24 protein-coding genes are annotated in these 23,215 nt (G+C 71.9%); 16 read left to right on the top strand and 8 right to left on the bottom strand.

Annotation, left to right across the window (positions count from 1 at the left end):
• Positions 1-47: 47 nt before the first annotated feature.
• The 3 genes from ACWDAS_RS12340 (at position 48) to ACWDAS_RS12330 (ending at position 2,346) form a co-directional block, all read left to right on the top strand.
• Positions 48-497, top strand: a complete 450-nt coding sequence (locus ACWDAS_RS12340) for an RrF2 family transcriptional regulator (protein WP_450388982.1) — start codon at positions 48-50, stop codon at positions 495-497.
• Positions 498-580: 83 nt separating this feature from the next.
• Entirely contained in the window at positions 581-1,780 is a 1,200-nt protein-coding gene (locus tag ACWDAS_RS12335) for a globin domain-containing protein (RefSeq protein ID WP_450388980.1), read from the top strand.
• A 17-nt stretch (positions 1,781-1,797) separates the two neighbouring features.
• Positions 1,798-2,346: an NUDIX domain-containing protein gene (locus ACWDAS_RS12330; RefSeq protein ID WP_450388979.1), complete on the top strand. Its 549-nt coding sequence runs from the start codon at positions 1,798-1,800 to the stop codon at positions 2,344-2,346.
• On the opposite strand, the gene ACWDAS_RS12325 is transcribed toward ACWDAS_RS12330, so the two are convergent.
• Complete coding sequence (locus ACWDAS_RS12325; RefSeq protein WP_450388977.1) at positions 2,325-4,130, bottom strand: AMP-dependent synthetase/ligase; 1,806 nt, start codon at positions 4,128-4,130, stop codon at positions 2,325-2,327. The two genes, ACWDAS_RS12330 and ACWDAS_RS12325, sit on opposite strands and share 22 nt — an antisense overlap.
• Positions 4,131-4,394: 264 nt before the next feature.
• Between ACWDAS_RS12325 and panD the strand changes: the two genes are divergently transcribed.
• Positions 4,395-4,817 (top strand): aspartate 1-decarboxylase, encoded by a 423-nt coding sequence (gene panD / locus ACWDAS_RS12320; RefSeq protein ID WP_450388975.1) that lies wholly within the window; start codon positions 4,395-4,397, stop codon positions 4,815-4,817.
• A 273-nt stretch (positions 4,818-5,090) separates the two neighbouring features.
• The gene (gene chvE, locus ACWDAS_RS12315) at positions 5,091-6,191 is read left to right on the top strand and encodes a multiple monosaccharide ABC transporter substrate-binding protein (protein ID WP_450388973.1); all 1,101 of its coding nucleotides are present in this window, start codon (positions 5,091-5,093) and stop codon (positions 6,189-6,191) included.
• A gap of 81 nt (positions 6,192-6,272) precedes the next feature.
• Here chvE and ACWDAS_RS12310 read toward each other — a convergent pair whose 3' ends face one another.
• The 3 genes from ACWDAS_RS12310 to ACWDAS_RS12300 form a co-directional block, all read right to left on the bottom strand.
• Positions 6,273-7,241 carry a hypothetical protein gene (locus tag ACWDAS_RS12310; protein WP_450388971.1) on the bottom strand — a complete coding sequence of 323 codons (969 nt, stop codon included), beginning with the start codon at positions 7,239-7,241 and terminating at the stop codon, positions 6,273-6,275.
• Between the two features lie 149 nt (positions 7,242-7,390).
• Entirely contained in the window at positions 7,391-8,197 is an 807-nt protein-coding gene (gene dapB / locus ACWDAS_RS12305; RefSeq protein WP_450388969.1) for a 4-hydroxy-tetrahydrodipicolinate reductase, read from the bottom strand.
• Positions 8,198-8,214: 17 nt separating this feature from the next.
• Positions 8,215-9,477 carry an aromatic acid exporter family protein gene (locus tag ACWDAS_RS12300; protein ID WP_450388967.1) on the bottom strand — a complete coding sequence of 421 codons (1,263 nt, stop codon included), beginning with the start codon at positions 9,475-9,477 and terminating at the stop codon, positions 8,215-8,217.
• Between the two features lie 169 nt (positions 9,478-9,646).
• On the opposite strand from ACWDAS_RS12300, the gene ACWDAS_RS12295 reads away from it, so the two are divergent.
• From ACWDAS_RS12295 to ACWDAS_RS12275, 5 genes are read left to right on the top strand one after another with little or no spacing between them, the layout of a single operon-like run.
• On the top strand, positions 9,647-10,915 hold the full coding sequence (locus ACWDAS_RS12295; RefSeq protein ID WP_450388965.1) for an ABC transporter substrate-binding protein: 1,269 nt from the start codon (positions 9,647-9,649) through the stop codon (positions 10,913-10,915).
• Positions 10,912-11,796 carry a carbohydrate ABC transporter permease gene (locus tag ACWDAS_RS12290; protein WP_450388963.1) on the top strand — a complete coding sequence of 295 codons (885 nt, stop codon included), beginning with the start codon at positions 10,912-10,914 and terminating at the stop codon, positions 11,794-11,796. Before ACWDAS_RS12295 ends, ACWDAS_RS12290 begins: the two co-directional genes overlap by 4 nt.
• Positions 11,793-12,632: a carbohydrate ABC transporter permease gene (locus ACWDAS_RS12285; protein ID WP_450388961.1), complete on the top strand. Its 840-nt coding sequence runs from the start codon at positions 11,793-11,795 to the stop codon at positions 12,630-12,632. Before ACWDAS_RS12290 ends, ACWDAS_RS12285 begins: the two co-directional genes overlap by 4 nt.
• 10 nt (positions 12,633-12,642) lie before the next feature.
• Positions 12,643-13,821 carry an ABC transporter ATP-binding protein gene (locus ACWDAS_RS12280; protein ID WP_450388959.1) on the top strand — a complete coding sequence of 393 codons (1,179 nt, stop codon included), beginning with the start codon at positions 12,643-12,645 and terminating at the stop codon, positions 13,819-13,821.
• A gap of 10 nt (positions 13,822-13,831) precedes the next feature.
• Complete coding sequence (locus ACWDAS_RS12275) at positions 13,832-14,458, top strand: DedA family protein (protein ID WP_450388957.1); 627 nt, start codon at positions 13,832-13,834, stop codon at positions 14,456-14,458.
• A 261-nt stretch (positions 14,459-14,719) separates the two neighbouring features.
• On the opposite strand, the gene ACWDAS_RS12270 is transcribed toward ACWDAS_RS12275, so the two are convergent.
• Both ACWDAS_RS12270 and ACWDAS_RS12265 read right to left on the bottom strand, forming a co-directional pair.
• Complete coding sequence (locus ACWDAS_RS12270) at positions 14,720-15,169, bottom strand: VOC family protein (RefSeq protein ID WP_450388955.1); 450 nt, start codon at positions 15,167-15,169, stop codon at positions 14,720-14,722.
• A gap of 91 nt (positions 15,170-15,260) precedes the next feature.
• Positions 15,261-15,476: a dodecin gene (locus ACWDAS_RS12265; RefSeq protein ID WP_450388954.1), complete on the bottom strand. Its 216-nt coding sequence runs from the start codon at positions 15,474-15,476 to the stop codon at positions 15,261-15,263.
• Positions 15,477-15,603: 127 nt separating this feature from the next.
• Between ACWDAS_RS12265 and polX the strand changes: the two genes are divergently transcribed.
• The 4 genes from polX to ACWDAS_RS12245 all read left to right on the top strand — a co-directional run bounded on the left by polX (position 15,604) and on the right by ACWDAS_RS12245 (position 20,209).
• The gene (gene polX / locus ACWDAS_RS12260; protein WP_450388952.1) at positions 15,604-17,337 is read left to right on the top strand and encodes a DNA polymerase/3'-5' exonuclease PolX; all 1,734 of its coding nucleotides are present in this window, start codon (positions 15,604-15,606) and stop codon (positions 17,335-17,337) included.
• 66 nt (positions 17,338-17,403) lie between these two features.
• On the top strand, positions 17,404-17,793 hold the full coding sequence (locus tag ACWDAS_RS12255) for a hypothetical protein (RefSeq protein WP_450388950.1): 390 nt from the start codon (positions 17,404-17,406) through the stop codon (positions 17,791-17,793).
• Positions 17,794-17,904: 111 nt separating this feature from the next.
• The gene (locus tag ACWDAS_RS12250; RefSeq protein WP_450388948.1) at positions 17,905-18,687 is read left to right on the top strand and encodes a VOC family protein; all 783 of its coding nucleotides are present in this window, start codon (positions 17,905-17,907) and stop codon (positions 18,685-18,687) included.
• A 91-nt stretch (positions 18,688-18,778) separates the two neighbouring features.
• Positions 18,779-20,209 carry a lipase maturation factor family protein gene (locus ACWDAS_RS12245; RefSeq protein ID WP_450388946.1) on the top strand — a complete coding sequence of 477 codons (1,431 nt, stop codon included), beginning with the start codon at positions 18,779-18,781 and terminating at the stop codon, positions 20,207-20,209.
• A gap of 105 nt (positions 20,210-20,314) precedes the next feature.
• Here ACWDAS_RS12245 and ACWDAS_RS12240 read toward each other — a convergent pair whose 3' ends face one another.
• Positions 20,315-20,599 carry an acylphosphatase gene (locus ACWDAS_RS12240; RefSeq protein ID WP_450389232.1) on the bottom strand — a complete coding sequence of 95 codons (285 nt, stop codon included), beginning with the start codon at positions 20,597-20,599 and terminating at the stop codon, positions 20,315-20,317.
• Entirely contained in the window at positions 20,596-21,333 is a 738-nt protein-coding gene (locus ACWDAS_RS12235; RefSeq protein WP_450388944.1) for a DUF72 domain-containing protein, read from the bottom strand. The genes ACWDAS_RS12240 and ACWDAS_RS12235 overlap by 4 nt, the downstream gene beginning before the upstream one ends.
• Positions 21,334-21,419: 86 nt before the next feature.
• On the opposite strand from ACWDAS_RS12235, the gene ACWDAS_RS12230 reads away from it, so the two are divergent.
• Complete coding sequence (locus tag ACWDAS_RS12230; RefSeq protein WP_450388942.1) at positions 21,420-22,709, top strand: alpha/beta family hydrolase; 1,290 nt, start codon at positions 21,420-21,422, stop codon at positions 22,707-22,709.
• A 48-nt stretch (positions 22,710-22,757) separates the two neighbouring features.
• Positions 22,758-23,213, top strand: a complete 456-nt coding sequence (locus tag ACWDAS_RS12225; protein ID WP_450388940.1) for a Crp/Fnr family transcriptional regulator — start codon at positions 22,758-22,760, stop codon at positions 23,211-23,213.
• Positions 23,214-23,215 lie beyond the last annotated feature (2 nt).

Below are 23,215 nucleotides of genomic sequence, written 5' to 3'. Positions count from 1 at the left end.
CCCCTCTTTAACTTGAATCATGGATTCGCATTATCTAGCCTCAAGGTATGCGCCTGACGAAGTCCACCGACCTCGCGCTCCGTGCGGTGATGGCTCTCGCCGTCAAGGACGAGCCGTCCACCGCCCGGGACGTGGCCGATGTGATGCGGGTCCCGTACTCGCACCTGGCCAAGGTCGTGGCGCGACTGCAGCACCTGGGCGTCGTCGAGACCCGCCGCGGTCGCGGCGGCGGCCTCGAGCTCACCGCCGCCGGACGGACGGCCTCGGTCGGCCGCCTGGTACGGGAGCTGGAGGGTGTCGGGGACGTCGTGGACTGCGAGGGTGAGACGCCCTGCCCGCTCGCCGGGGCCTGCCGGCTCCGCGGCGCGCTGCGCCGGGCGCAGGAGGCCTTCTACGCCTCCCTCGACCCGCTGACCGTCGCCGATCTGACCGCCACGCCCACCGGACCCGTCCTGGTGGGGCTGGTCGGCTCCGGCCCGCCCGGTCCCCGGGGCTGACCCACCTGAACCGACCGCCCGCCGTGGGCGGGTTTCCGCACGCCCTTTAATGCGAATTCCAGATACCAATTAGGGAGCCGTTCATGCTCAGCGAGAAGTCCGCAGCGACCGTCCGCGCCACGCTGCCCGCCGTCGGCGGCGCGATCTCCGAGATCACCGCGCTCTTCTACGAACGGCTCTTCGATGCCCACCCGGAGCTGCTGCGGGATCTGTTCAACCGCGGCAACCAGGCCGCGGGCACCCAGCGCGAGGCACTCGCCGGGGCCATCGCCCACTTCGCCACCGCCCTGGTCGAGCACCCGGGACAGCGCCCCGACGCCATGCTCGCCCGCATCGCCCACAAGCACGCCTCGCTGGGCATCACCCCGGGCCAGTACCACATCGTGCAGAAGCACCTCTTTGCCGCCATCGCCGAAGTGCTGGGCGACGCCGTCACCGAGGAGGTCGCCGCGGCCTGGGACGAGGTCTACTGGCTGATGGCGAACGCCCTCATCGCCATCGAGCAGCGGCTGTACGCCGAGCGCGGCATCCTGGCCGGCGACACCTGGCGCCCCTGGGAGGTCGCCGAGCGGGTGCGGGAGACCGAGGACGTCGTCACCTTCCGGCTCCGCCCCGCCGACGGCCTGCCCCTGCCGGACTTCGGCCCCGGCCAGTACGTCTCGGTGCGCGTCGAACTCCCCGACGGCGCCCGGCAGATCCGTCAGTACAGCCTCTCCGGCGCCCCCGGCGACACCACCCGGCAGATCACTGTCAAGCGCGTGCACGGCGCCGTCCCCGACCCGGCGGGCGAGGTCTCCAGCCACCTCCACGACCACGTGGGCGAGGGCGCCCGCGTCGAGCTGTCGGCCCCCTACGGCGACATCGTCCTCGACGACAACGGCGCGCCCCTGCTGCTCGCCTCGGCCGGCATCGGGTGCACCCCGATGCTCGCCATGCTGCACCAGCTGGCCGACGGCGGCTACGAGGCGCCCGTGACCGTCGTCCACGGCGACCGCTCGCCCGGCCACCACGCACTCGGCGCGGACCACCGCGCGCTGGCCGAGAAGCTTCCCGGAGGCAGCGCCCACTTCTGGTACGAGGACCCGGGCACCGCCGCCTCCGCCGACCGCACCGGCCGGGTGGACCTCTCCGGCGTCCCGCTGCCGGACGGCCTGCAGGCCTACCTGTGCGGCCCGCTGCCCTTCATGCGCGCCGTGCGCGCCCAGCTCATCGAGCGCGGCGTGCCGGCCTCCGCTGTGCACTACGAGGTCTTCGGCCCGGATCTGTGGCTGGGCCGCGACTGAGCGGCCACACTGGTCGGATGGCAGAGAAGGCGGTCAAGCGCAGCGCGGGGATCCTGCTCTTCCGCGGCACCTCGGACGGTTCGCCCGAGGTGCTGCTGGCCCACATGGGCGGCCCCTTCTGGTCGTCCAAGGACGCGGGGGCGTGGACGATCCCCAAGGGCGAGTACGAGCCCGACGAGACGGCGGAGGCGGCCGCCCGGCGCGAGTTCCTGGAGGAGCTGGGCCTGCCGGTGCCGGAGGGGACTCTGCTGCCGCTCGGCGAGAACCGCCAGCCCAACGGGAAGATCGTGACGGTCTGGGCCCTGGAGGGCGACCTCGACACCGGCCTCGTCGAGCCCGGGACCTTCTCCATGGAGTGGCCCCGGGGCTCCGGCCGCGTCCAGGAGTTCCCCGAGGTCGACCGGGCCGAGTGGTTCGCGCTCGGCCCGGCCGCGGACGGCAGGATCCTCACCCCGCAGCGGACGTTCCTCGACCGGCTGCGCCGGCTGCTCGCCGAGGGCGGCGCGGTCGTCGAGGCGAACGCGGTCGGCGAGGGCGGCGCCGGTCAGGAGGGCGACGAGGCGTAGATCGACTCGATCTGCGCCGCGTACTCACTGACGATCGTGCTCCTGCGGAGCTTCAGCGAGGGCGTCAGCATCCCGTTCTCCACCGAGAACTCCATCGGCAGGATGCGGAACGCTCGGATGGACTCGGCCCGCGACACCGCCGCGTTGGCGATCGACACCGCGCGCTGGATCTCCCCGAGCACCTCGCGCTCGGTGAGCGTCGTCTGCAGCTGCACCGCCTCCCGGTCCAGGGTGACCAGCGCCGCGACGAACGGCCGGTTGTCGCCGACCACGATGCACTGCGAGATCAGCGGATGCGCCCGCAGCCGCTCCTCGAGCACCAGCGGGGCCACGCTCTTGCCGCCGCTGGTGATGATGATGTCCTTCTTGCGGCCGGTGATGGTCAGATACCCGTCCGGGTCCAGCGTGCCCATGTCGCCGGTCGCCATCCAGCCACCGCGGCGCCACACCTCCTCGTTGGCGGCCGGATCGGCGTGGTAGCCCACGAAGACCGTCGTGCCCCGGACCAGCACCTCGCCGTCCGGCGCGATCCGCACCGCACTGCCCGGCAGCGGCCGGCCGACCGTGCCGAAGCGCACCTTCCCCAGCGGCTGCGCGGTCACGGCGGCGGTGGTCTCGGTCAGCCCGTACCCGTCGTAGATGGTGAGCCCGGCGCCCGCGAAGAGCAGCGCGAGGTCCCGGCTGAGCGGGGACCCGCCGGAGACGGTGTAGTGCACACGTCCGCCCAGCACCTCCCGGATCCGCCCGTAGACCATCCGCTCGAACGCCGAGTGCGCCGCCCTCAGCAGCGGACCCGGGCCGGGCCCCGAACCGAGCGCGTGCCGCTCCACGGCCTCCGCGTAGCGCACCGCCACGTCCGCCGCCCGGTCGAAGACATGGGCCTTGCCGCCGAGGGTGGCGGTGTTGCGGGCGCCCTGGATGATCTTCTCGTAGACGTACGGGACGGCCAGCAGGATGGTGGGCCGGAAGGACCGGAACGCGGGCAGCAGTTCGCCCGGCGCGAGGTCGGGCTGGTGCCCGAGCAGGACACCCCCGCGCACCGCGCAGGTGGTCACCATCAGCCCGTAGATGTGCGACATGGGCAGGAACGCCAGCACCGACGGCCGCACCCCGGCCGGCGCGAAGATCGAGCGGTAGCCGGCCAGCAGGGTGTCGCACTCGGCGGCGAGGTTGGCGTGGGTGATCAGGCACCCCTTGGGCGGCCCCGTGGTGCCCGAGGTGTACGCGATGACCGCCACCGACTGCGGCTCGACCGCCCAGCGCAACTGCTCCAGCAGCACCGGGTGGATCTGCCGGCCCAGCGTCCCCAGCCAGCGGACGCAGCCCGCGTCGAGCTGCCAGATCCGGCGCAGCGAGGGCAGCGTGTCGCACACCGCGCCCACGGTCATGGCGTGGTCCTCGTGCTCGACCACGATGGCGACCGCCCGTGAGTCGGAGAGGATCCAGCGGACCTGCTCCGCGGACGACGTCGGGTAGATGGGGACGATCCGGGCGCCGATCGACCAGAGCGCGTAGGAGAACAGCGTCCACTCGTACCGGGTGCGGGCCATCACGGCCACCGGCTCGCCGAAGCGGATCCCCTCGGCCACCAGGCCCCGCGCCAGATCGGCCACCTCGTCGCGGAACGCGGCGGCGCTCACCTCCTGCCAGGCGTCGCCCTCGTGCCCGTCGCGTCGGGCCAGGACGGCGGCGTGGGGGCGCTTTTCGGCCGCCTCGTACACCGAGTCGGCGAGTCCCCCCGACCGCAGCTGTTCCACCTGGGGCGGAAGGCTGAACTCGCGCACGGTGCCCCCTTCCCCGAGCCAGTGCCGCGCCGCTCCAAGGGGCGGCGGGTCGGAAGATATCCGGCGATTGGTCCACTTGCCTAGAGCCGGGGTGGAAGCGGCAGGGACTGACGCGAGCGAGCGTTGACCCCGGTGTGCGGGCCGCCGTTTCGACGGCCGCATCGCGGGACGGCCGTCGACCGGGGAGGCGGCTCGTTGTAGAGTGGGGAAACCGCCCTTGACCTGCAAAAACGCAGGCAGGGAGCCTGACACCTGGAGCATCCGATGCTGCGTACCATGTTCAAGTCCAAGATCCACCGAGCCACCGTGACCGAGGCCGACCTGCACTACGTCGGTTCCGTCACCGTGGACGCCGATCTGATGGACGCCGCCGACCTGCTTCCCGGCGAGCTGGTCCACATCGTCGACATCACCAACGGCGCCCGCCTGGAGACCTACGTGATCGAGGGCCGCCGCGGCTCCGGGGTCATCGGCATCAACGGCGCCGCCGCCCACCTCGTGCACCCCGGCGACCTCGTCATCCTGATCAGCTACGCGCAGGTGGACGACGCGGAGGCCCGCGCGCTGCGCCCGAGCGTGGTGCACGTCGACGCGGAGAACCGGATCGTCGCGCTCGGCGCCGACGCCTCCGAGCCCGTTCCCGGGAGCGGTACCGAGGCGAGCCCGAACGCGGTGCCGGTCGGCTGAACGTCCGTGCGAGCGGCTGTGCTATTGTCCGGATCCAACTTCGAGGTATCCATCCAGGTGCGGCCCGGTGGTCACGGGTCGCGTCGGGACGGGGAGCACGGCCCGTGGCCGTCATCCTCCCGCAGTACTCCTCGGGCCTGACGCATCAGCAGTTCACCGGGCTCCGGCGGATCGCTGGGCTGCCACGGACTTCCGTGACGGGCCCGGACATTGTCGCTCTCGGGGGTGGGCGATGAGAGCACATTTTTGTTCGGCCCGAAAGGAAATGAGTCGATGCACGCTGGCAGAGCTGCCAGGCTGCGTACCGCGACGCTCGTGGTCCTCACCCTCTCGCTGACGGCCGCGGCCACGGGCTGCGGTGACAAGTCGGGTAGTGAGAGCGGTGAAGTCACGGTGGGCATTGCCCTGCCCACCAGGGCGCAGACCCGGTGGATAGCCGATGGCGACAACATGGTCAGGCAGTTCAAGGCCAAGGGGTACAGGACCGACCTGAAGTACGCCGCCGACAATGTCGACACGCAGGTCGACCAGGTCGAGAAGATGATCGACTCGGGCGACAAGCTCCTGATCATCGGCGCGGTCGACGGGTTCGAACTGGGTGACGCCCTTCAGAAGGCGGCCAGGGCGGGTGTCAAGGTGATCGCCTACGACCGCCTGCTGCTCGGTTCCAGCAACGTCGACTACTACGCGAGCTTCAACAACTTGAAGGTCGGCCAGATCCAGGCCCAGTACATCGTCAAGAAGCTGGGGCTGGCGGACGGCAAGGGCCCGTACAACCTCGAACTGTTCGCGGGTGACCCCGACGACAACAACGTCCAGTTCTTCTACAACGGGGCGATGGATGTTCTCGGCAAGTACATCGAGAGCAAGCAGCTGGTGGTCAAGAGCGACCAGACCCGGCTCAGCCAGGTGGCGACGTTCAAGTGGCAGGCGGAAATCGCCACCGAGACGATGGCCACCCGCCTCAAGCAGTACTACCACGGTGGCTCCACTGTGGACGCCGTCCTCGCCCCCAACGACGGCATCGCCCGCGGTGTCATCGAGGCGCTGAAGGCGGACGGCTACGGCACCGGTGCCAAGCCGATGCCCCTCGTCACCGGTCAGGACGCCGAGGTGGACTCCGTGAAGGAGATCATCAAGGGCGACCAGTCGATGACGGTGTACAAGGACACCCGCAAGCTCGCCGAGGTCGCGGTCACGATGGCCGGTGCCATCCTCAGCGGCGACCGGCCCCAGGTCAACGACACCGAGCAGTACGACAACGGCAACAAGATCGTGCCGGCGTACCTGCTCGACCCGGTCGGCGTCGACAAGAAGAACTACAAGAAGCTGCTCGTCGACAGCGGCTACATCAAGGCCTCCGACCTCAACTGAGGCAGGCGGCACGGACGCCACAGGGCCGGGAGGAACGCTGACGTTCCTCCCGGCCCTCGTCGTGTCCGCGGCGGTGCCGCGTCAGATGATCACGTTGAGCAGGCCGACGTTGTAGAGGCCGCCGTAGCCGCGGCCGAACTTGTGGCCGAAGCCGTAATCGAAGTCGTCGAACCCGAAGCCGTAGCCCCTTCCGTAGCCGCCGTGGCCGCCGTGGCCCTTGCCGTAGCCGTTGCCGAAGCCCAGACCGTAGAGGCCCCTGCCGAGCCCGATGCCATAGCCATAGCTGACGCTGTAGCCGTAGCCGATCCCGTAGCCGTGGTGCCTCTTGTGGTTGCAGTACTTCCGGTGGTGGTGCTTCTTGTGCTTCTTCTTGTGGTCGGCCTTCTTGTGGTGGCCCTTGTCCTTGTCCTTGCCCGAGTAGTTGTTCTTGTTGTTGTTCTTGTTGTTGTTCTCGTCCTTGTCCTTGTACGAGGCGTTGTCGCCCTTGCTGTTCTTGCCGTTGTCCCCGCCCTTGCCGCCCTTGTTGTTGCCGCCCTTCGAGCCCTTGCCGTTGCCGTTGTCCCCGCCGTTGTCGTCGTTGCCGTTGCCGCGGCCGTTGCCTCCGCGGCCGTTGCCTCCGCGGCCGTTGCCTCCGCGGCCGTTGCCGCCGCCGCCGTAGCCGCCGTCGTCGTCGCCGTAGCCGTTGTCGCCGCCGTTGTCTCCACGGCCGCCCCCGCCGTAGCCGCCGTCGTCGTCGTTGCCTCCGCCGCCGTTGCCTCCGCCGCCGTAGCCGCCGTCGTCGTTGCCGTTGCCGCGGCCGTTGCCTCCGCCGCCGTAGCCGCCGTCGTCGTCGTTGCCGCCGCCGTAGCCGCCGCCGTCGTCGTTGCCGCCGCCGTAGCCGCCGTCGTCGTCGTCGCCGTAGTCGTCGTTGTTCTTGCTGTGGGAGCCGTTCTTGTTGTCGTCGCTGCCCGGTGCGGCGAGGGCGCTGCCGGTCGAGGCGGCCATGAAGCCGGTGGCAAGAAGTCCGGTGGCGACGCCGAGAGCGGTGCGGCGCATCAGACTGATTCGCATGAGGGTCCTTTCCTCGGACGCGTGGCGGGCGGCGATCGCCGCCTCTGCGATCCAGTCGTACGCCGCGCCGCAAACGCCCGCCCGTCGAGCGGAGCGTCCGGGCGACAGCGTGGCCAAGGAAGTGACGCAGTGCCACGGGGAACGGAACGTCAGTCCCCGCCCAGCAACAGGGTGTCGAGCCCGCGTACCAGCCCCCGGCGGCCGGCCGCCGCACGAACCGCGAGCAGGGTCCCCGCGACGTACGGGGCGGGGGAGCTGCCCGCCTCGTGCCGGATCACCAGCCGCTCGTCCGGCAGCCCGAACTGCGCCTCGACGGCGAGGGTGTAGCCCGGCAGCCGCAGCGAGTGGACCTGCGTGCCCGCGATCGTCGCGCCCCGGGCCTCCGGGTGTCCGGCCGTGCGTTCCGGGTCCACCGCGTACTCGGGCCGCCGAACGGCGGCCAGCTGTTCGGCGAGTTCACGGGCGGTGCCGCTCGGGGCGTCGGGCTTGGTCGCGGAGGCGTAGTCGATGATCTCCCAGTGCGGCAGATGACGGGCCGCCAGACGGGCGGCCGCCTGGGCCATCGCGGCGGTCAGTGAGAAGTTCCCGGAGGCCACCACGCCGACCCCGTGCTCCTCGGCGAGCGCCGCGATCTCCTGGTAGTCGGCGCCGGACAGTCCCGAGGAGCCGACCACGACGTGGACCCCCCGGACCACCGCGGCGCGCACGTGCCGGCCCACCGCGGTGTGCGAGGTGTAGTCGATCAGCACGTCGACCCCGTCCAGCGCGTCGTCGACGGTGCTGAAGACCGGCACCCCCAGCTCCGCACCGCCCCACACCGCGCCGAGGTCGGCCCCCGCCGCCGACCGCGCCACCGCCGTCCGCAGCCGCAGGTCCCCGGCGTCCAGTACGGCCCGCGCGACCGCCTCGCCGGTCCAGCCCGTCGCCCCGGCGACGCACACATTCAGCAGGTCCATCCCCCCAGCATGAGGCATCAGCCCCGCCCCTCCCGTCCCGAGCCGGTCCTGCCGGGGGACCCCCTGCGCAGCCGGGCGGCCATGGCGCGGGCCTGACGGCGCATCCGGCCGGACAACGTCGTCGAGCGCGGCGCGGCGGCGACGAGCTGCTCGGAGAGCCACAGCGAACGCTTCTCGAGGTCCAGCTCGTCCAGCAGCCTGTCGATGTTGGCCAGCAGCGCCCCGTACAGGTCCCAGCTCTCCCAGCGCCGTTCGGTCTCCGCCCGCAGCAGCGACGCGATCCGGTCCCGTTCCTCCCGGCCCCGGCGCAGCGCGTCCTCCAGACGGGCCTCGGCCTGGTCCGCGCCCGCCGTGACCTGGGCGGCGATCAGCCGGCCGAAGCTGTCCACGGCGTCGGCCATGTCGGCGAACAGCTCGTCCATGCCCACGGCGAGCTCGCCGGTGAACAGCGCCTCCCGCCGGCCGCGCTCCCGGTCCAGTTCCGTCAGCGAGCGGCACAGCGTCCGCAGCAGGACGGTCGACACCTCCAGTGTGTCCAGCCCGCTGCGCAGCAGGAGCCGGGTCATCGCGCCCTCCGCCGGTTTCACCCGGGGGTTGAGCCGGGTTCCCTCCTCCGCCCTGCGCAACGAGGCGTCGAACCGGGCGATCTCGTTGTCCAGCCGCCGCGCGTCCATCAGCCAGGAGCGGGCCTGCTCGGCGGTCGCGCCGCCGCGCACCTCGCGGCCCATGCGCAGCATCAGCGCGCGCATGTGCTCGGCCAGCTCGCGCACCGCGTCACCCGCCGGCTCCACGAAGGCGGGCGGCGGCACGACGACGTTCAGCAGCACCCCGACGACCGCCCCGACCAGGGTCTCCAGTACGCGGTCCAGCGCCTCGCCGGAGGGCGCCGGCACGGCCAGGATGAGCATCGCGCTGATCGCCACCTCGGCCACGAACTCGTCCACGCGGATGAAGTGACCGATCACCAGCGACGCCAGGATGATCAGCCCGAGGCTCCACCACGTCAGGCCGATCAGCTCGGCGAAGCCGACCGCGATGAGGACGCCCGCCACCACGCTGACCACCCGTCGGATGCCCGTGGTCACCGTCGTGTAGAGGGTCACCTGCACGACGAGGAGGGCGGTCAGCGGGGCCGTCAGCGGCTTGGGGTTGGGCAGCAGCCACACGGCCACGGCGTACGACAGCACCGCGGCCACGGTGGAGCGCGCCGTCTGCACGACGATCGGGTCGTTGGTGCGCCGCAGGAGGTCGGCGAGCGGGGCGGGGAGGGCGCCGGGCACCCTGCCAGTGTCCCCGGCGGCGGGACACCGGCACCGGGTCAGCCGCGGAGGGTTGCGCCGACCGCGTGAATCCGGGCGCCCGACACGCCCCTGAGGCGCCGTCGGCGGTTCCCGGCGGCGCTTCATGGTCCGGGGCCGGCTTGTGTCCGGCCAGGGGAGCGAGGTGCCTATGGCGTGCGCGGTGCGGCGCTGCCGGGCCCTTGTCGCGGTGGCCGCCCTCGCGGCTGTGGCGGTCGCCTGCGGCGGCGCATCCCGGACCTCCGGACGGGCGACCCTCGACTGGTACAACTTCCCCGACGACTCCGGGGCGCTGCAGCAGGCCGCCGACCGCTGCAGCCGCGCCTCGGGCGGACGCTACGTCATCCGCTACAACAAGCTCCCCCGGACGGCCGACGGCCAGCGGCAGCAGCTCGTACGCCGTCTGGCCGCGCACGATCCGGCCCTCGACATCCTCGGACTGGACGTCACCTGGGCGCCGGAATTCGCCGAGGCCGGCTGGATCCGCCCGTGGACGGGGGCGCACCGCGCCGAGGCCGTCCGGGACACCCTCGCCGCGCCGCTGCTCACGGCCACCTGGAAGGGCCGCCTGTACGCCGCCCCGTACAACACCAACATCCAGCTGCTCTGGTATCGCGCGGACCTCGTGCCGGAGCCGCCCGGCACCTGGGCCGAGATGCTGGACGCGGCCCGCGCCCTGGCGAAGGCCGGCAAACCCCACCGCGTCGAGGTCCAGGGCGCACAGTACGAGGGGCTCACCGTCTGGTTCAACACGCTCGTCGCCAGCGCCGGCGGGTCGATCCTGAACGGGGACGCCACCGCGCCCTCGCTCGGCCCGCCCGCCGTCCGCGCCGCGGGGATCATGCACGAGCTGGCGGCCTCGCCCGCCGCCGACCCCTCGCTCGCCAACCAGACGGAGGACCAGAACCGGCTGGCGATGGAGTCGGGCAGCGCCGCCTTCGAACTGAACTACCCCTTCGTGTATCCGGCGATGAAGGCCGACAACCCGCAACTGTTCCGGCACTTCCGATGGGCCCGCTACCCGCGGGTCGACGCCGGCCGTCCCGCACGGGTCACCATCGGCGGCATCGACCTCGCCGTCGGGGCCTACAGCCGCCGGCCCGCACTCGCCTTCGAGGCGGCGCTGTGCCTGCGCGACCGCGACAACCAGCTGACCGCCGCCCTCCGGGGCGGCCTGCCGCCCACTCTGCGCGGCCTCTACACGGACCCCGCGATCGAGCGCAGCTACCCCTTCGCCAAGGACATCCTGGCCGAACTGGAGAACGCCGCCCTGCGGCCCAGGACCCCCGCGTACCAGAACGTGTCCATCGCGGTCTCCCACACCCTGTCACCACCCGCCTCGATCCGGCCCGTCGGCTCCGTCCGGGAGCTGAGGGGGCAGATCGAGGACGCGCTGCAGTCCAAGGGGCTGGTCCCGTGACGCGGCTCTCGGCGGGTGCCCGGCAGGAGCGGCGGCTCGGCCTGCTGCTCTGCGCGCCCGCCGTCCTCGTCATGCTCGCGGTGACCGCCTATCCCGTGGTCTACGCGGTCTACCTGTCACTGCACCGCTACGACCTGCGCTTCCCCCAGCTGGCCCGGTTCGTGGGCCTGGACAACTACGCCGCCGTCCTGGGTTCGGGATTCTGGTGGGAGGCCTTCTGGGTGACCTGCGTGATCACCGTCGTCTCGGTCGCGGTGGAACTGGTACTCGGCATGGCCCTCGCCGTCGTCATGCACCGGGCGCTCCTCGGCCGCGGCGCCGTGCGCACCGCGATCCTGCTGCCGTACGGGATCGTGACCGTCGTCGCCGCGTTCTCCTGGCAGTACGCCTGGACCCCGGGCATCGGCTACCTCGTGGACGCGGCCGGCGAGGCCCCGCTGACCGACCACTGGAAGGCCATCGGGCTGATCATCCTGGCCGAGGTGTGGAAGACCACCCCCTTCATGGCGCTGCTGCTGCTCGCCGGTCTGGCCCTGGTGCCCGAGGAGACGTTGCGGGCGGCCATGGTCGACGGGGCCGGCCGGTGGCAGCGCTTCCGGCTGGTCACGGTGCCGCTGATGAAGCCCGCCATCCTGGTGGCGCTGCTCTTCCGCACCCTCGACGCGTTCCGGATCTTCGACAACATCTATGTGCTGACGCAGGGCTCGAACGGCACCGGTTCGGTGTCGATCCTCGGTTACGACAACCTCTTCACCGCGCTGAACCTCGGTATCGGATCGGCGATCTCCGTGCTGATCTTCCTCTGCGTGGCGCTCATCGCCTTCGCCTTCATCAGGCTGTTCGGCACGGCCGCCCCCGGATCGGAGGACCGCGGACGATGAGTACGAGCCCGGCGCAGCGGCGGCGGATCGCCCGGTGGAGCGCCGTCAACACCGTGGTCGTGCTCTACGCCCTGTTCCCGGTGTGGTGGATCGTCGCCCTGTCCTTCAAGGACCCGAGCACCCTGTCCGACGGCAGTCTCATCCCCCGGAAGTGGACCCTGGAGAACTACCGGGGCATCTTCGCGACCTCCGAGTTCACCCGCGCGCTGGTCAACTCCATCGGCATCGCCCTGATCTCCACCGTCATCGCCGTCACGCTGGGCACGATGGCCGCGTACGCCGTGGCCCGGCTGCGCTTCCCCGGCAAGGGGCTGCTGATCGGCACCTCGCTGCTGATCGCGATGTTCCCGCCGATCTCCCTGGTGTCACCGCTGTTCAACATCGAGCGCCATCTGGGGCTCTTCGACACGTGGGCCGGGCTGATCATCCCCTACATGACCTTCTCGCTGCCGCTGGCGATCTACACGCTGTCGGCGTTCTTCCGGGAGATCCCGTGGGACCTGGAGAAGGCAGCCAAGGTCGACGGGGCGACCCCCGCACAGGCGTTCCGGCTGGTCATCGCACCGCTCGCGGCGCCCGGGGTGTTCACCACCGCGATCCTGGTCTTCATCTTCTGCTGGAACGACTTCCTCTTCGCGATCTCCCTGACCTCCACCACCGCCGCGCGCACCGTCCCCGCGGCCATCGCCTTCTTCACCGGCAGCTCCCAGTTCCAGCAGCCCACCGGCTCGATCGCCGCCGCCGCCGTGGTGATCACCGTGCCGATCGTCGTCTTCGTGCTGCTGTTCCAGCGGCGCATCGTGGCCGGACTGACCTCCGGCGCAGTGAAGGGCTGAAGCACCGCACATGGCCGAGATCACCCTTGAGGGCGTCACCAAGCGCTATCCCGACGGCGCCGTGGCCGTCCGCGACGTCAGCCTCGCCATCGCCGACGGCGAGTTCGTGATCCTCGTCGGCCCGTCCGGCTGCGGCAAGTCCACCACCCTGAACATGATCGCCGGACTGGAGGACATCACCGAGGGCACCCTCCGCATCGGCGGCCGGGTGGTCAACGACAAGGCCCCCAAGGACCGCGACATCGCCATGGTCTTCCAGAGCTACGCCCTCTACCCGCACATGACCGTGCGGCAGAACATGGGCTTCGCCCTGCGCCTGGCCGGAGTCGACAAGCCCGTCATCAAGACGAAGGTGGAGGAGGCCGCACGCATCCTCGACCTCACGGCCCACCTCGACCGCAAGCCCGCCAACCTCTCGGGCGGCCAGCGGCAGCGCGTCGCGATGGGCCGGGCCATCGTCCGTGAACCCAAGGCCTTCCTGATGGACGAGCCGCTGTCCAACCTCGACGCCAAGCTCCGGGTCCAGATGCGCACCCAGATCGCCCGGCTCCAACGGCGCCTCGGCACGACCACGGTGTACGTCACCCACGACCAGACCGAGGCCATGACCCTCGGCGACCGGGTCGTCGTCCTGCGCGGCGGCGTCGTCCAGCAGACCGGTTCGCCGCAGGAGCTGTACGACCGGCCGCGCAACCTCTTCGTCGCCGGGTTCATCGGCTCGCCCGCGATGAACTTCCTGCCGGCCACTCTGGAGGAGGACCGGCTGCGCACCCCGCTGGGCGACCTGCCGCTCGACGACCGCACGCGTGCGGACCTGGCACGCCGGCAGGCGCCGCGCGAGCTCATCGCCGGTTTCCGGCCCGAGGACTTCGAGGACGCCGAACTCGTCGACCCGGGCCGCGGCGGCGCAGACTTCGCCGTCACCGTCGACGTCCGGGAGTCGCTCGGCTCCGACGTCTACGTCCACTTCGCCCAGGAGGGCGGCGCGGCCGCCGCGGACCAGCTGGCCGAACTGGCCGCCGACTCCGGCCTCGCCGACACCGGCGCCGGCGCTCCCGAGATCGTCGCCCGGCTCTCGGCCCGGACCCGGGCCCGCGAGGGCGAACGCGTCCGGCTGTGGCTGGACACCTCCCGGGCCCACGTCTTCGACCCGGCCACCGGCGACAACCTGACGGTCACCGAGCCGTGACGGCACGGTGATGGCCACCACCCCGCCACCGCTCCCCGGGCCCCTCGCGCACCTGACCCCGCTCCTCGACGACTGGGGCTACCTCGCCGTCGGCGTCCTCGTGCTGCTCGACAACGGCGGCATCCCCGTCCCCGGGCAGACCGTCCTCGTCGTCGCGGCCGCCTACGCAGGCACCGGGCGGATGGACATCGCCGGCGTCATCGCGGTCGCCGTCGTCGCGGCCGTCGCGGGCGACTTCCTCGGCTACCTCATCGGCCGCAGCGGCGGCCGCGCCTTCGTCCACCGCTGGGGCCGCTACGTCCTGCTCACCCCCGAACGCTTCCTGCGCGGCGAGGAGTTCTTCGCCCGGCGCGGCGATCTCGTCGTCCTCCTCGCCCGCTTCGTCGACGTCCTGCGCCAGACCAACGGCATCATCGCGGGCACCGCCGGCATGCTCTGGTGGCGCTTCCTGCTCTTCAACACCCTCGGCGCGATCCTCTGGGTCGGTGTCTGGGCCTGCCTCGGCTACGCCGCCGGCACCCGCCTCGGCCCCATCTACGCCTGGCTCACCCGCTTCCAGCTCTACGTCCTGATCGCTGCCGCCCTGGCGATCGCGGCCCTGATCACCCGCCACATCTGGCGCCGCCGCCGGCGTTGACCGCCAGATGTTCCCCCGTTGACGTTCAGGGCGACCCGGACCGGGTCGGGACCGCGCTCCGGGAGCACGCCGGATTCCGCCGCAGTGTTCCCCGAGACGTGTCGCGGTGGTCACGGCGGCCGCGCTCGTGCCGTTCCTCCGGATCGTCGTCCCGGAGCGCGTCTGACCGCCGCTACGCGGTGGCCATGTGTCGTATTGGGCCGGCAAGGTGACCCGCGGGACCCGGGCCCGGCTCCCGCGCACCCGACCGGGCGTTTCCGGCTACACCACGCAGAACTCGTTGCCCTCCGGGTCGTGCAGCACCACCGCGTAGTGGTCCGCACCGGGCTCCGAGAGCACGCGCTGCCGGGCGGCACCCGCCGCGACCAGGCGGCCGACCTCGGCCTCCACCCGTTCCCTGCGGGTCTCCAGCGGCACCTCGGCCCGCCTGCCGCCCACCTTGACGTCGAGGTGGAGCCGGTTCTTGACCGTTTTGCCCTCGGGCACCTGCTGGAACCAGATCCGCGGGCCGTCACCCTCCGGGTCCACGATCGAGTCGCAGCAGTCCCTGTCGCCGAGCTCCTCCTCGGGCACGCCGATGCTCAGCCAGTACTCCCGCCAGGTGGGAAAGCCCTCGGGCGCGTCCTCGAGTCTGTAGCGCAGCGCGTCCGCCCAGAAGCGCGCCTGCGCCTCGGGGTCCGCGCAGTCGATCGTGAGCTGGAACGCGACCATGATGTCTCTCCCGTCGAAGCGGCCTGCCCGGTGCCCGCACCGGTGGGTCCATGCTGCCCGACGGGTACGACAGTCCCGGCCGGTCGGCCGGTCAGCCGCTCTCCTCGATCCGGAAGCCGACCTTCAGGCCGACCTGGAAGTGCCCGACCTGCCCGTCCGCGAAGTGACCGCGGATCTGCGTCACCTCGAACCAGTCGAGGTTGCGCAGGGTCTCCGAGGCCCGGCTGAGGCCGTTGCGGATGGCGGCGTCCACGCCCTCACTCGACGAGCCGACGATCTCGGTCACCCGGTACGTGTGGTCGGACATGGGGCCTCCCTGGATCGGTGGGACGGGTGGTTCCGCCCCTCCACGGTGCCTCATCGCCCGGCCCGCCGCGAGGGGAAGGACGCGGCCGCGGCGTTAGCCCACGGCGCGCCCCGGGAAGGGGCACCACATGGCCAGGGCCAACGACGAGGTCGAAGCCCTGCTCCGGGAGTACGCCGACCTCATCCAGATCACCGGCGGCGACGCCTACAAGGCGCGCGCCTATGAGAAGGCCGCCCGCGCCATCGGCGGCTACCACGAGGACGTCTCGCGGCTCGACGACAAGGAGCTGCGGAAGATACCCAACGTGGGGAAGTCCGTGGCCGAGAAGGTCACCGAGTACCTGCGCACCGGCGCCGTCCCCGCCGTAGAGGAACTGCGCGCCCGCATCCCCGCGGGCGTACGGGAGATGACCGCGATCCCGATGCTGGGACCCAAGCGGGCCATGATGCTCTACAAGGAGCTGCACATCGCCTCGGTGCAGGAGCTCGCCGACGCCATCCACCAGGAGCGGCTGCGCGACCTGCCCGGCTTCGGCGCCCGGACCGAGGAGAACATCCTGCACGGCATCGGCCTGCTGCGGTCCTCGGGCGGCCGGGTCCCGCTGAACGTCGCCATGGAGGTCGCCGAGGAGGTCGTCGCGGTGATGTCCGCGCTCCCCGGCTGCGAGCGCTGCGCCTACGCCGGATCGCTGCGCCGCATGCGGGAGACGGTCGGCGACGTCGACGTCCTCGTGGCCGCCGAGAAGTCCGGGCCGTTCATGGAGGCGTTCACCCGGATGCCGTCCACCGCCGAGGTCATCGCACAGGGCTCGAAGAAGACCTCGATCCGCACCACCAAGGGCCTCCAGATCGATCTGAGGGTCGTGCCGCCCGACTCCTGGGGCGCCGCCCTGCAGTACTTCACCGGCTCCAAGGCACACAACATCCGCACCCGCGAGATGGCCGTCCACCACGGGCTCAAGCTCTCCGAGTACGGGCTCTTCGACACCGCGACCGGCGAGCGGATCGTCTCCCGCACCGAGGAGGAGGTCTACGCCCGGCTGGGTCTGCCCTGGATACCGCCCACGCTGCGCGAGGACCGGGGCGAGATCCGGGCAGGCCTGGCCGGGGAGCTGCCCGACCCGGTCACCGAGCGCGCCGTCCGCGGCGACCTGCACACCCACACCGACCTCACCGACGGCCTCGCCGGCCTGGAGGAGATGGTCGTCGCCGCGGCGGCACGCGGCTACGCCTACTACGCGGTCACCGACCACGCGCCGAACCTGTACATGCAGCGCATGACCGACGAGAAGATCCTCGCCCAGCGCGACCAGGCACGTCGCCTCGACCGCGCCCACAAGGGCATGCGCGTACTGCACGGCACCGAACTCAACATCGATCCCGAAGGGGGCGTGGACTGGCCGGACGAGTTCCTGGCCGGCTTCGACCTGTGCGTGGCCTCGATCCACTCCCACTTCAACCAGGGGCGTGACGCCCTCACCCGGCGTCTGGTCCGCGCCGCGGAGAACCCCTACGTCAACATAATCGGCCACCCCACCACCCGGCTGCTGGGCAGGCGCCCCGGCATCGACGCCGACCTCGACGAGGTCTTCGCCGCCTGCGCCCGCACCGGCACCGCGCTGGAGGTCAACGCCCAGCCCGACCGGCTCGACCTGAACGACGAACTCATCCTGCGGGCCCGCCGGCACGGTGTGCGGTTCGCCGTCGACAGCGACGCCCACTCCACCCTGCACCTGGATTTCATGCGCTACGGCGTCGGCACGGCCCAGCGGGGCTGGCTCACCGAGGACGACGTCGTCAACGCCTGGCCGCTCACCCGGCTGCGCCGCTTCCTGCGCAAGGACGGCCGTACGCATCCGTGACCGTACCCGGGGTAGGCGCATCGTGACCGCCCCCCGCACCACGGCCTGGACATCGAGGAGGACACGATGCTGCTGCTGGGACTCGTGCTCATGGGCGCCACCGCCGCCTTCACCGGACTTCTGATCGCGGAGAACCTCGGCGGAGGACCCGACTACACCGTGACGCTGTTCGGCTCGGACGTCGGCACCGTCAACACCCTCGGCGCGTTCCTCGCCGGTCTCGCGCTCGCCCTGGTGTTCTGCCTGGCCGCGGTCATCGCGCTGGCCGGCGCCGGACGCGAGCGCAGCCGCCGCGCGGAACTGCGCCACCTGCGCCGCCGGGCCCGCGCCGCCGAGGCGGCGCCCGACGCCACCGCCCCGGCCGTCGCCACCGAGACCGCCGACGACACGGTCACGACCACGAAGACCCCCAGGGCGTCCGCGCGCCGCCGGGGCATGCACCTCTTCGGCCACTGAGACGCCCGGACCGCGCGGGACGCCCGCCCGTACGTACGACGGACCGCCGAAGATGCCTCCCGGACCCGCTGCCGCCATTCTGGGAACGGGGCAGGACAAGGAGGCCGGTACGTGTCCACCACGAAGATCTGCTGTGTGGCGGGCGCCCCGTGCTGGGTCAGCCTGATGGCACGCGACCTGGACGTGGCGAAGGCGTTCTACGGACCGCTGCTCGGCTGGGAGTTCGAACCCGGGCCCTCGCGCTGGGGCCCGTACGAACGGGCGCTGGTGAACGGCACCGAGGTCGCCGGCATCGGGGCGATCGCCCGGGACTGGGAGACCTCGGTCAACTGGACCACGTACTTCGGGGTGGAGAGCGCCGACGCCACCGCCGCCGACATCCGCGACCGCGGGGGCACGGTGGCGGTCGGCCCGCTGGACTTCGACGCCGGACGGCTCGCCCTGGTCGCCGACTCCATGGGCGCCTCCTTCGGGATCTGGGAGGGTGAGCACGGCCCCGCCCGCAAGCTGCGGATGCACGGAGCCCCCTCCTGGATCGAGCTGCGCACCCGCGACGCCTTCGCCGCGGCCATGTTCTACGGCGAGGTCTTCCACTGGGACCGGCGCGGCCCCCGCTACGTCGTCGAGTGGGAGAACGACCGTGTCGTGCTCTACGTCGACGGGCACAGCGTCGCGGGGATCCGCGGCGGCGGCGTCGAGGCGGCGGCCGACCCCAAGGTCCGGCCCCGCTGGCACGTCTTCTTCACCGTCGTCGACGTCGACGAGGCCGTCCGGCGCGCCAAGGACCTCGGCGGCGAGGTCACCGGAGAACCCCTCGACAGCGCCTACGGCCGGGTCGCGGGCATCCGCGACCCGGAGGGCGGCCTGCTCTCCCTCGTCAGCGACCACCAGTAGCGCGCGCCGAGCGCGTCCCATCGGATGAACCCCGCTCCGCCACCGCCCCGCCGGGTCGCGGACACCCCGGCGGGGCACTGGAGAAGCCGCCATGGAGTGGTTCACCGCACCGGACTACTGGCTGAGCCGTGTGGCCATCCAGCGCGGGCTGGGCGTGCTCTACCTGGTCGCCTTCCTCACCGCCGCCAACCAGTTCCGCGCCCTCATCGGCGAGCACGGACTGCTGCCGGTCCCGCACTTCCTGCGGCGCGTGCCCTTCCGCCACGCGCCGAGCCTGTTCCAGTTCCGCTACTCCGACCGTCTCTTCGCGGTCGTCGCGTGGGGCGGGGCGGCGCTGTCAGCCGCGGTCGTGGCGGGTGCGGCCGATCTCGTGCCGCTGGGGGCCTCGATGTCGCTGTGGGCGGTGCTGTGGCTGCTGTACCTGTCGATCGTCAACGTCGGGCAGACCTGGTACGCGTTCGGCTGGGAGTCCCTGCTGCTGGAGGCCGGCTTCCTGGCGGTCTTCCTCGGCAACGACGAGACCGGGCCGCCGGTGCTGGTCCTGTGGCTCATGCGCTGGCTGCTCTTCCGCGTCGAGTTCGGCGCCGGCCTGATCAAGATGCGGGGTGACGCCTGCTGGCGTGATCTGACCTGCCTGTACTACCACCACGAGACACAGCCCATGCCCGGCCCGCTCAGCTGGTTCTTCCACCACCTGCCGCGCGGCGTGCACCGCGTCGAGACCGCCGCCAACCACTTCGCGCAGCTGGTCGTACCCGTCGCCCTGTTCACCCCGCAGCCGGTGGCGAGCATCGCCGCCTGCGTCGTCATCGTCACCCAGCTGTGGCTCGTGCTCTCCGGCAACTTCGCTTGGCTGAACTGGCTGACGGTCGTCCTCGCCGTCGCCGCGCTCGACGGCTCCCGCGTCGCCGCGCCGCCGCCCGCCGCGTCCGTCGCCCCGCCCGCCTGGTACGCGGCCCTGGTGATCGCCGCCACCGCCCTCGTCGCCGCCCTCAGCTACTGGCCCGCCCGCAACCTGCTCTCCCGCGGCCAGATGATGAACGTCTCCTTCAACCGCCTGCACCTGGTCAACTCCTACGGCGCCTTCGGCAGCATCAACCGGATCCGCCTCGAGGTCGTCGTGGAGGGCACCGACGCCGCCGCGATCGGCCCCGACACGGTCTGGAAGGAGTACGGCTTCAAGGGCAAGCCCACCGACCGCCGCCGTCTGCCCCGCCAGTTCGCCCCGTACCACCTGCGCCTGGACTGGCTGATGTGGTTCGCCGGGATCTCCTCCGCCTACGCGTGGGCCTGGTTCATCCCGTTCGTCGGCAAGCTCTTGGAGAACGACCCCCGCACGCTCCGGCTGCTGCGCACCAACCCCTTCCCGCACGCCCCGCCCACCTACGTCCGCGCCCGTCTCTACCACTACCGCTTCACCGACTGGCGCACCCTGCGCGCCACCGGCGCCTGGTGGGACCGCAGCCTGGTGCGGGAGTACCTTCCCCCGGTCGACCGCGAGAGTCTGCGACGTCATGGCTGAGCGCCCCGCCCGGGGAAGCGGTGGGGATGCCTGCCCGGGCTGGCAGCCGGTGGACACGGCCGACCGGTTCGCGCCGCCCGTGGACGCCGCCGTGGCGGGGGGCCGTCAGTCGCGCCAGGGAGTGGGACGGATCTCGAAGCCGGTGAGGCCCTCCGGCCTCTCCTCGACGACCTCCACGCGGTCGACGATGGACAGCGGGGAGCCCTCGTGGGCCCAGGCCACCATCCGCTCCACCGCCTCCTCCGCGCCCTCGAAGACCGCCTCGACCCTGCCGTCCGGCCGGTTGCGGACCCAGCCCGCCGCACCGAGCTCGTTCGCCGTCATGCGGCAGGTGTCCCGGAAGTACACGCCCTGTACGTCGCCGGTGACGACCACCCGCCGCCGGATCACGACGGCCACGCCCGGTGGACCGCCTCGCCGAAGGCGTCGGCGTCCAGGACCGCCGCCCCGCCGGGGTCGTTGTTGAAGTACACAAACACGTCGGAGTCCTCCGGCCAGGTGTCCGCGATGCGGTGTGCCCAGGTGGTCAGCGCCCGGGGACCGTAGCGGGGCCACGGCCGGGCGATGCCCTCATGGAAGCGCACGTAGCCCCAGTCCGCGGTGCGCCACAGCGGCGTTGCCGGGCGCGCCCGCCAGTCGGCCCAGCACAGCGCGGCGCCGCGGCGCTTGAGCAGGGCGCGGATCTCGGGGGTCCACCACGAGGCGTGCCGGGGCTCGACGGCGACCCGCACGCTCTCCGGGAAGCAGCGCAGGCAGGTCTCCAGGACGCGGGCGTCTGCCCGCAGATTCGGCGGCAACTGCAGCAGCACCGGCCCCAGCCGGTCGCCGAGGCCCTCGGCGTGCGCCAGCAGCCGCCGCACCGGCTCCTCCGGATCGCGCAGCCGCTTCATGTGGGTCAGGTAGCGGCTCGCCTTGACCGCCATCACGAAGCCCTCGGGCGTCTGCCCGCGCCAGGCCGCGAAGAGCTCCCGGGACGGCAGGCGGTAGAAGGCGTTGTTGCTCTCGACGGTGCGGAAGTGCCGCGCGTACTCCTCCAGCCACAGCCGTTGCGGCACCTCCGGCGGATACAGGACGCCACGCCAGTCCCTGTACTGCCACCCCGAGGTTCCGACGAGCACGGGCATCGCGTGGTCCCTGCCGATTGCTTGCTGGACACTATTCAGGGTAGGTCGTAAGAAGTCCCGCATCTCCCGCTCGCGGGGGTGGAACCATGCACTTCACAGACCGCGCGGATGCCGGACGGCAGCTCGCCGAGCGGCTGCGGCATCTGGACTTCGACAATCCCATCGTGCTCGGCCTGCCGCGCGGCGGCGTGGTCGTCGCCTACGAGGTGGCGCAGGCCCTGCACGCTCCCCTGGACGTGATCGTCGTCCGCAAACTCGGTGTGCCCTACCACCGGGAACTGGGCTTCGGCGCCATCGGCGAGGGCGGCGCCAAGGTGCTCAGTGACGACATCGTCCAGATGAGCCATGTCTCCCACGCCGACATCGACGCCGTCGAGCACCGCGAGGAGGCCGAGCTGGCAAGGCAGGCGCACCGCTTCCGCGAGGGGCGTCCGCGCACCGCCCTGGCCGGCCGTACGGTCGTCGTCGTCGACGACGGGGTCGCCACCGGCGCCACCGCCCTGGCCGCCTGCGAGGTGGCCCGGGCCCAGGGCGCGGCCCGGGTCGTGCTCGCCGTCCCGGTGGCCTCGCCGCAGGCGATGCCCGCCCTGCGGCACGCCGCCGACGACGTGGTGTGCCTGTCGGCGCCGAGCGCCTTCTTCGCGGTGGGGGAGTGGTACCACGACTTCTCCCAGACCGGCGACGACGAGGTCTCCGGGCTGCTGAAACAGGCCGCCGCCCGGGGACCGCGGAGCACCGAGGTGGAGCTCGCGGGGGGCGGTGCGACCGCCGCCCGGCTCGCCGGGACGCTCACCATGCCCGCCGACGCGCGAGCCCTGGTGATCTTCGCCCACGGCACCGGCAGCAGCCGGCACAGCCCCCGCAACCGGGCCGTGGCGGCCGCCCTCAACCAGGCCGGGCTCGGCACTCTCCTGTTCGACCTGCTCACCCCCGCCGAGGAGGCGGACCGGGCCAATGTCTTCGACATCGAGCTGCTGGCCGCCCGCCTGGTCGACGTGTCGGAGTGGGCCCGCCGGGAGAACCTGCCGCTCGCCTACTTCGGGGCCAGCACCGGCGCGGCCGCCGCGCTGTGGGCCGCCGCCGATCCCCGGGCCGCCCCGTACGTCTCCTCGGTGGTGTCCCGGGGCGGCCGCCCCGACCTGGCACTGCCCCGGCTCGGCGACGTCCGGGCGCCCACCCTGCTGATCGTCGGCGGGCGGGACACCACCGTCCTGGAGCTGAACCAGCGCGCCCAGGAAGCCCTCACGTGCCCCAGCCTGCTGCACGTGGTGCCCGGGGCGACCCATCTGTTCGAGGAGCCCGGAGCGCTCGACGAAGTGGCGCACCTGGCGCGTGACTGGTTGGCCGGTCACCTCCCTGCGACGGCCGGTCCGTGACCGTACCCTGAGGTCAGGGGGCGTGGAAGGGAGCAGGAGGATGCGCCGATGAGCAGTACGGTGACCATGCTGGACTCACTCCCGCCGGCCCATCGCAGGGCCTTCCTGGAGCACGCCAAGAAGGTGAGCTTCCCCCAGAGCTGGCGCATCTGCGACGAGGGAAGATTCGCCGACCGGTTCTGGGTGGTCGAGTCGGGCGCGGTCTCCATCGACATGGACGTGCCCGGCCGCGGCGCCGTCTCGGTGGAGACCCTCGGCCCGGGCGAACTCATCGGCTGGTCCTGGCTGTTCCCTCCCTACCGCTGGCAGGTCGGCGCCCACGCGCTGGGTTCGGTGGGCGCCTACGAGTTCGGCGCCGCCGAGATCCGCGACCTGTGCCGCGACAACCCGGTGCTCGGGCAGGCGATCGTGCTGGCCGCCGCCCAGACCATCGCGCAGCGGCTGGGCTCGGCCCGGGCCCGGATGCTCGACATGTACGGTCCGCGCCTGCAGGAGCACTCCTGAGC

Source organism: Streptomyces sp. NPDC001070 (genome assembly GCF_053598835.1).
Note: the sequence above shows the minus strand (reverse complement) of the source record. Positions and strands in the feature narration are given on the sequence as shown.

Excerpts from the sequence above, each read along its gene's own strand:
- ACWDAS_RS12280 (WP_450388959.1), top strand. The coding sequence starts at position 12,643 with ATGGCCGAGATCACCCTTGAGGGCGTCACCAAGCGCTATCCCGACGGC.
- ACWDAS_RS12330 (WP_450388979.1), top strand. The coding sequence starts at position 1,798 with ATGGCAGAGAAGGCGGTCAAGCGCAGCGCGGGGATCCTGCTCTTCCGC.
- ACWDAS_RS12285 (WP_450388961.1), top strand. The coding sequence starts at position 11,793 with ATGAGTACGAGCCCGGCGCAGCGGCGGCGGATCGCCCGGTGGAGCGCC.
- chvE (WP_450388973.1), top strand. The coding sequence starts at position 5,091 with ATGCACGCTGGCAGAGCTGCCAGGCTGCGTACCGCGACGCTCGTGGTC.
- polX (WP_450388952.1), top strand. The coding sequence starts at position 15,604 with ATGGCCAGGGCCAACGACGAGGTCGAAGCCCTGCTCCGGGAGTACGCC.
- panD (WP_450388975.1), top strand. The coding sequence starts at position 4,395 with ATGCTGCGTACCATGTTCAAGTCCAAGATCCACCGAGCCACCGTGACC.
- dapB (WP_450388969.1), bottom strand. The coding sequence starts at position 8,197 with ATGGACCTGCTGAATGTGTGCGTCGCCGGGGCGACGGGCTGGACCGGC.
- ACWDAS_RS12235 (WP_450388944.1), bottom strand. The coding sequence starts at position 21,333 with ATGCCCGTGCTCGTCGGAACCTCGGGGTGGCAGTACAGGGACTGGCGT.
- ACWDAS_RS12265 (WP_450388954.1), bottom strand. The coding sequence starts at position 15,476 with ATGTCCGACCACACGTACCGGGTGACCGAGATCGTCGGCTCGTCGAGT.
- ACWDAS_RS12255 (WP_450388950.1), top strand. The coding sequence starts at position 17,404 with ATGCTGCTGCTGGGACTCGTGCTCATGGGCGCCACCGCCGCCTTCACC.
- ACWDAS_RS12310 (WP_450388971.1), bottom strand. The coding sequence starts at position 7,241 with ATGCGAATCAGTCTGATGCGCCGCACCGCTCTCGGCGTCGCCACCGGA.
- ACWDAS_RS12340 (WP_450388982.1), top strand. The coding sequence starts at position 48 with ATGCGCCTGACGAAGTCCACCGACCTCGCGCTCCGTGCGGTGATGGCT.
- ACWDAS_RS12335 (WP_450388980.1), top strand. The coding sequence starts at position 581 with ATGCTCAGCGAGAAGTCCGCAGCGACCGTCCGCGCCACGCTGCCCGCC.
- ACWDAS_RS12245 (WP_450388946.1), top strand. The coding sequence starts at position 18,779 with ATGGAGTGGTTCACCGCACCGGACTACTGGCTGAGCCGTGTGGCCATC.
- ACWDAS_RS12225 (WP_450388940.1), top strand. The coding sequence starts at position 22,758 with ATGAGCAGTACGGTGACCATGCTGGACTCACTCCCGCCGGCCCATCGC.
- ACWDAS_RS12275 (WP_450388957.1), top strand. The coding sequence starts at position 13,832 with ATGGCCACCACCCCGCCACCGCTCCCCGGGCCCCTCGCGCACCTGACC.
- ACWDAS_RS12230 (WP_450388942.1), top strand. The coding sequence starts at position 21,420 with ATGCACTTCACAGACCGCGCGGATGCCGGACGGCAGCTCGCCGAGCGG.
- ACWDAS_RS12295 (WP_450388965.1), top strand. The coding sequence starts at position 9,647 with ATGGCGTGCGCGGTGCGGCGCTGCCGGGCCCTTGTCGCGGTGGCCGCC.
- ACWDAS_RS12270 (WP_450388955.1), bottom strand. The coding sequence starts at position 15,169 with ATGGTCGCGTTCCAGCTCACGATCGACTGCGCGGACCCCGAGGCGCAG.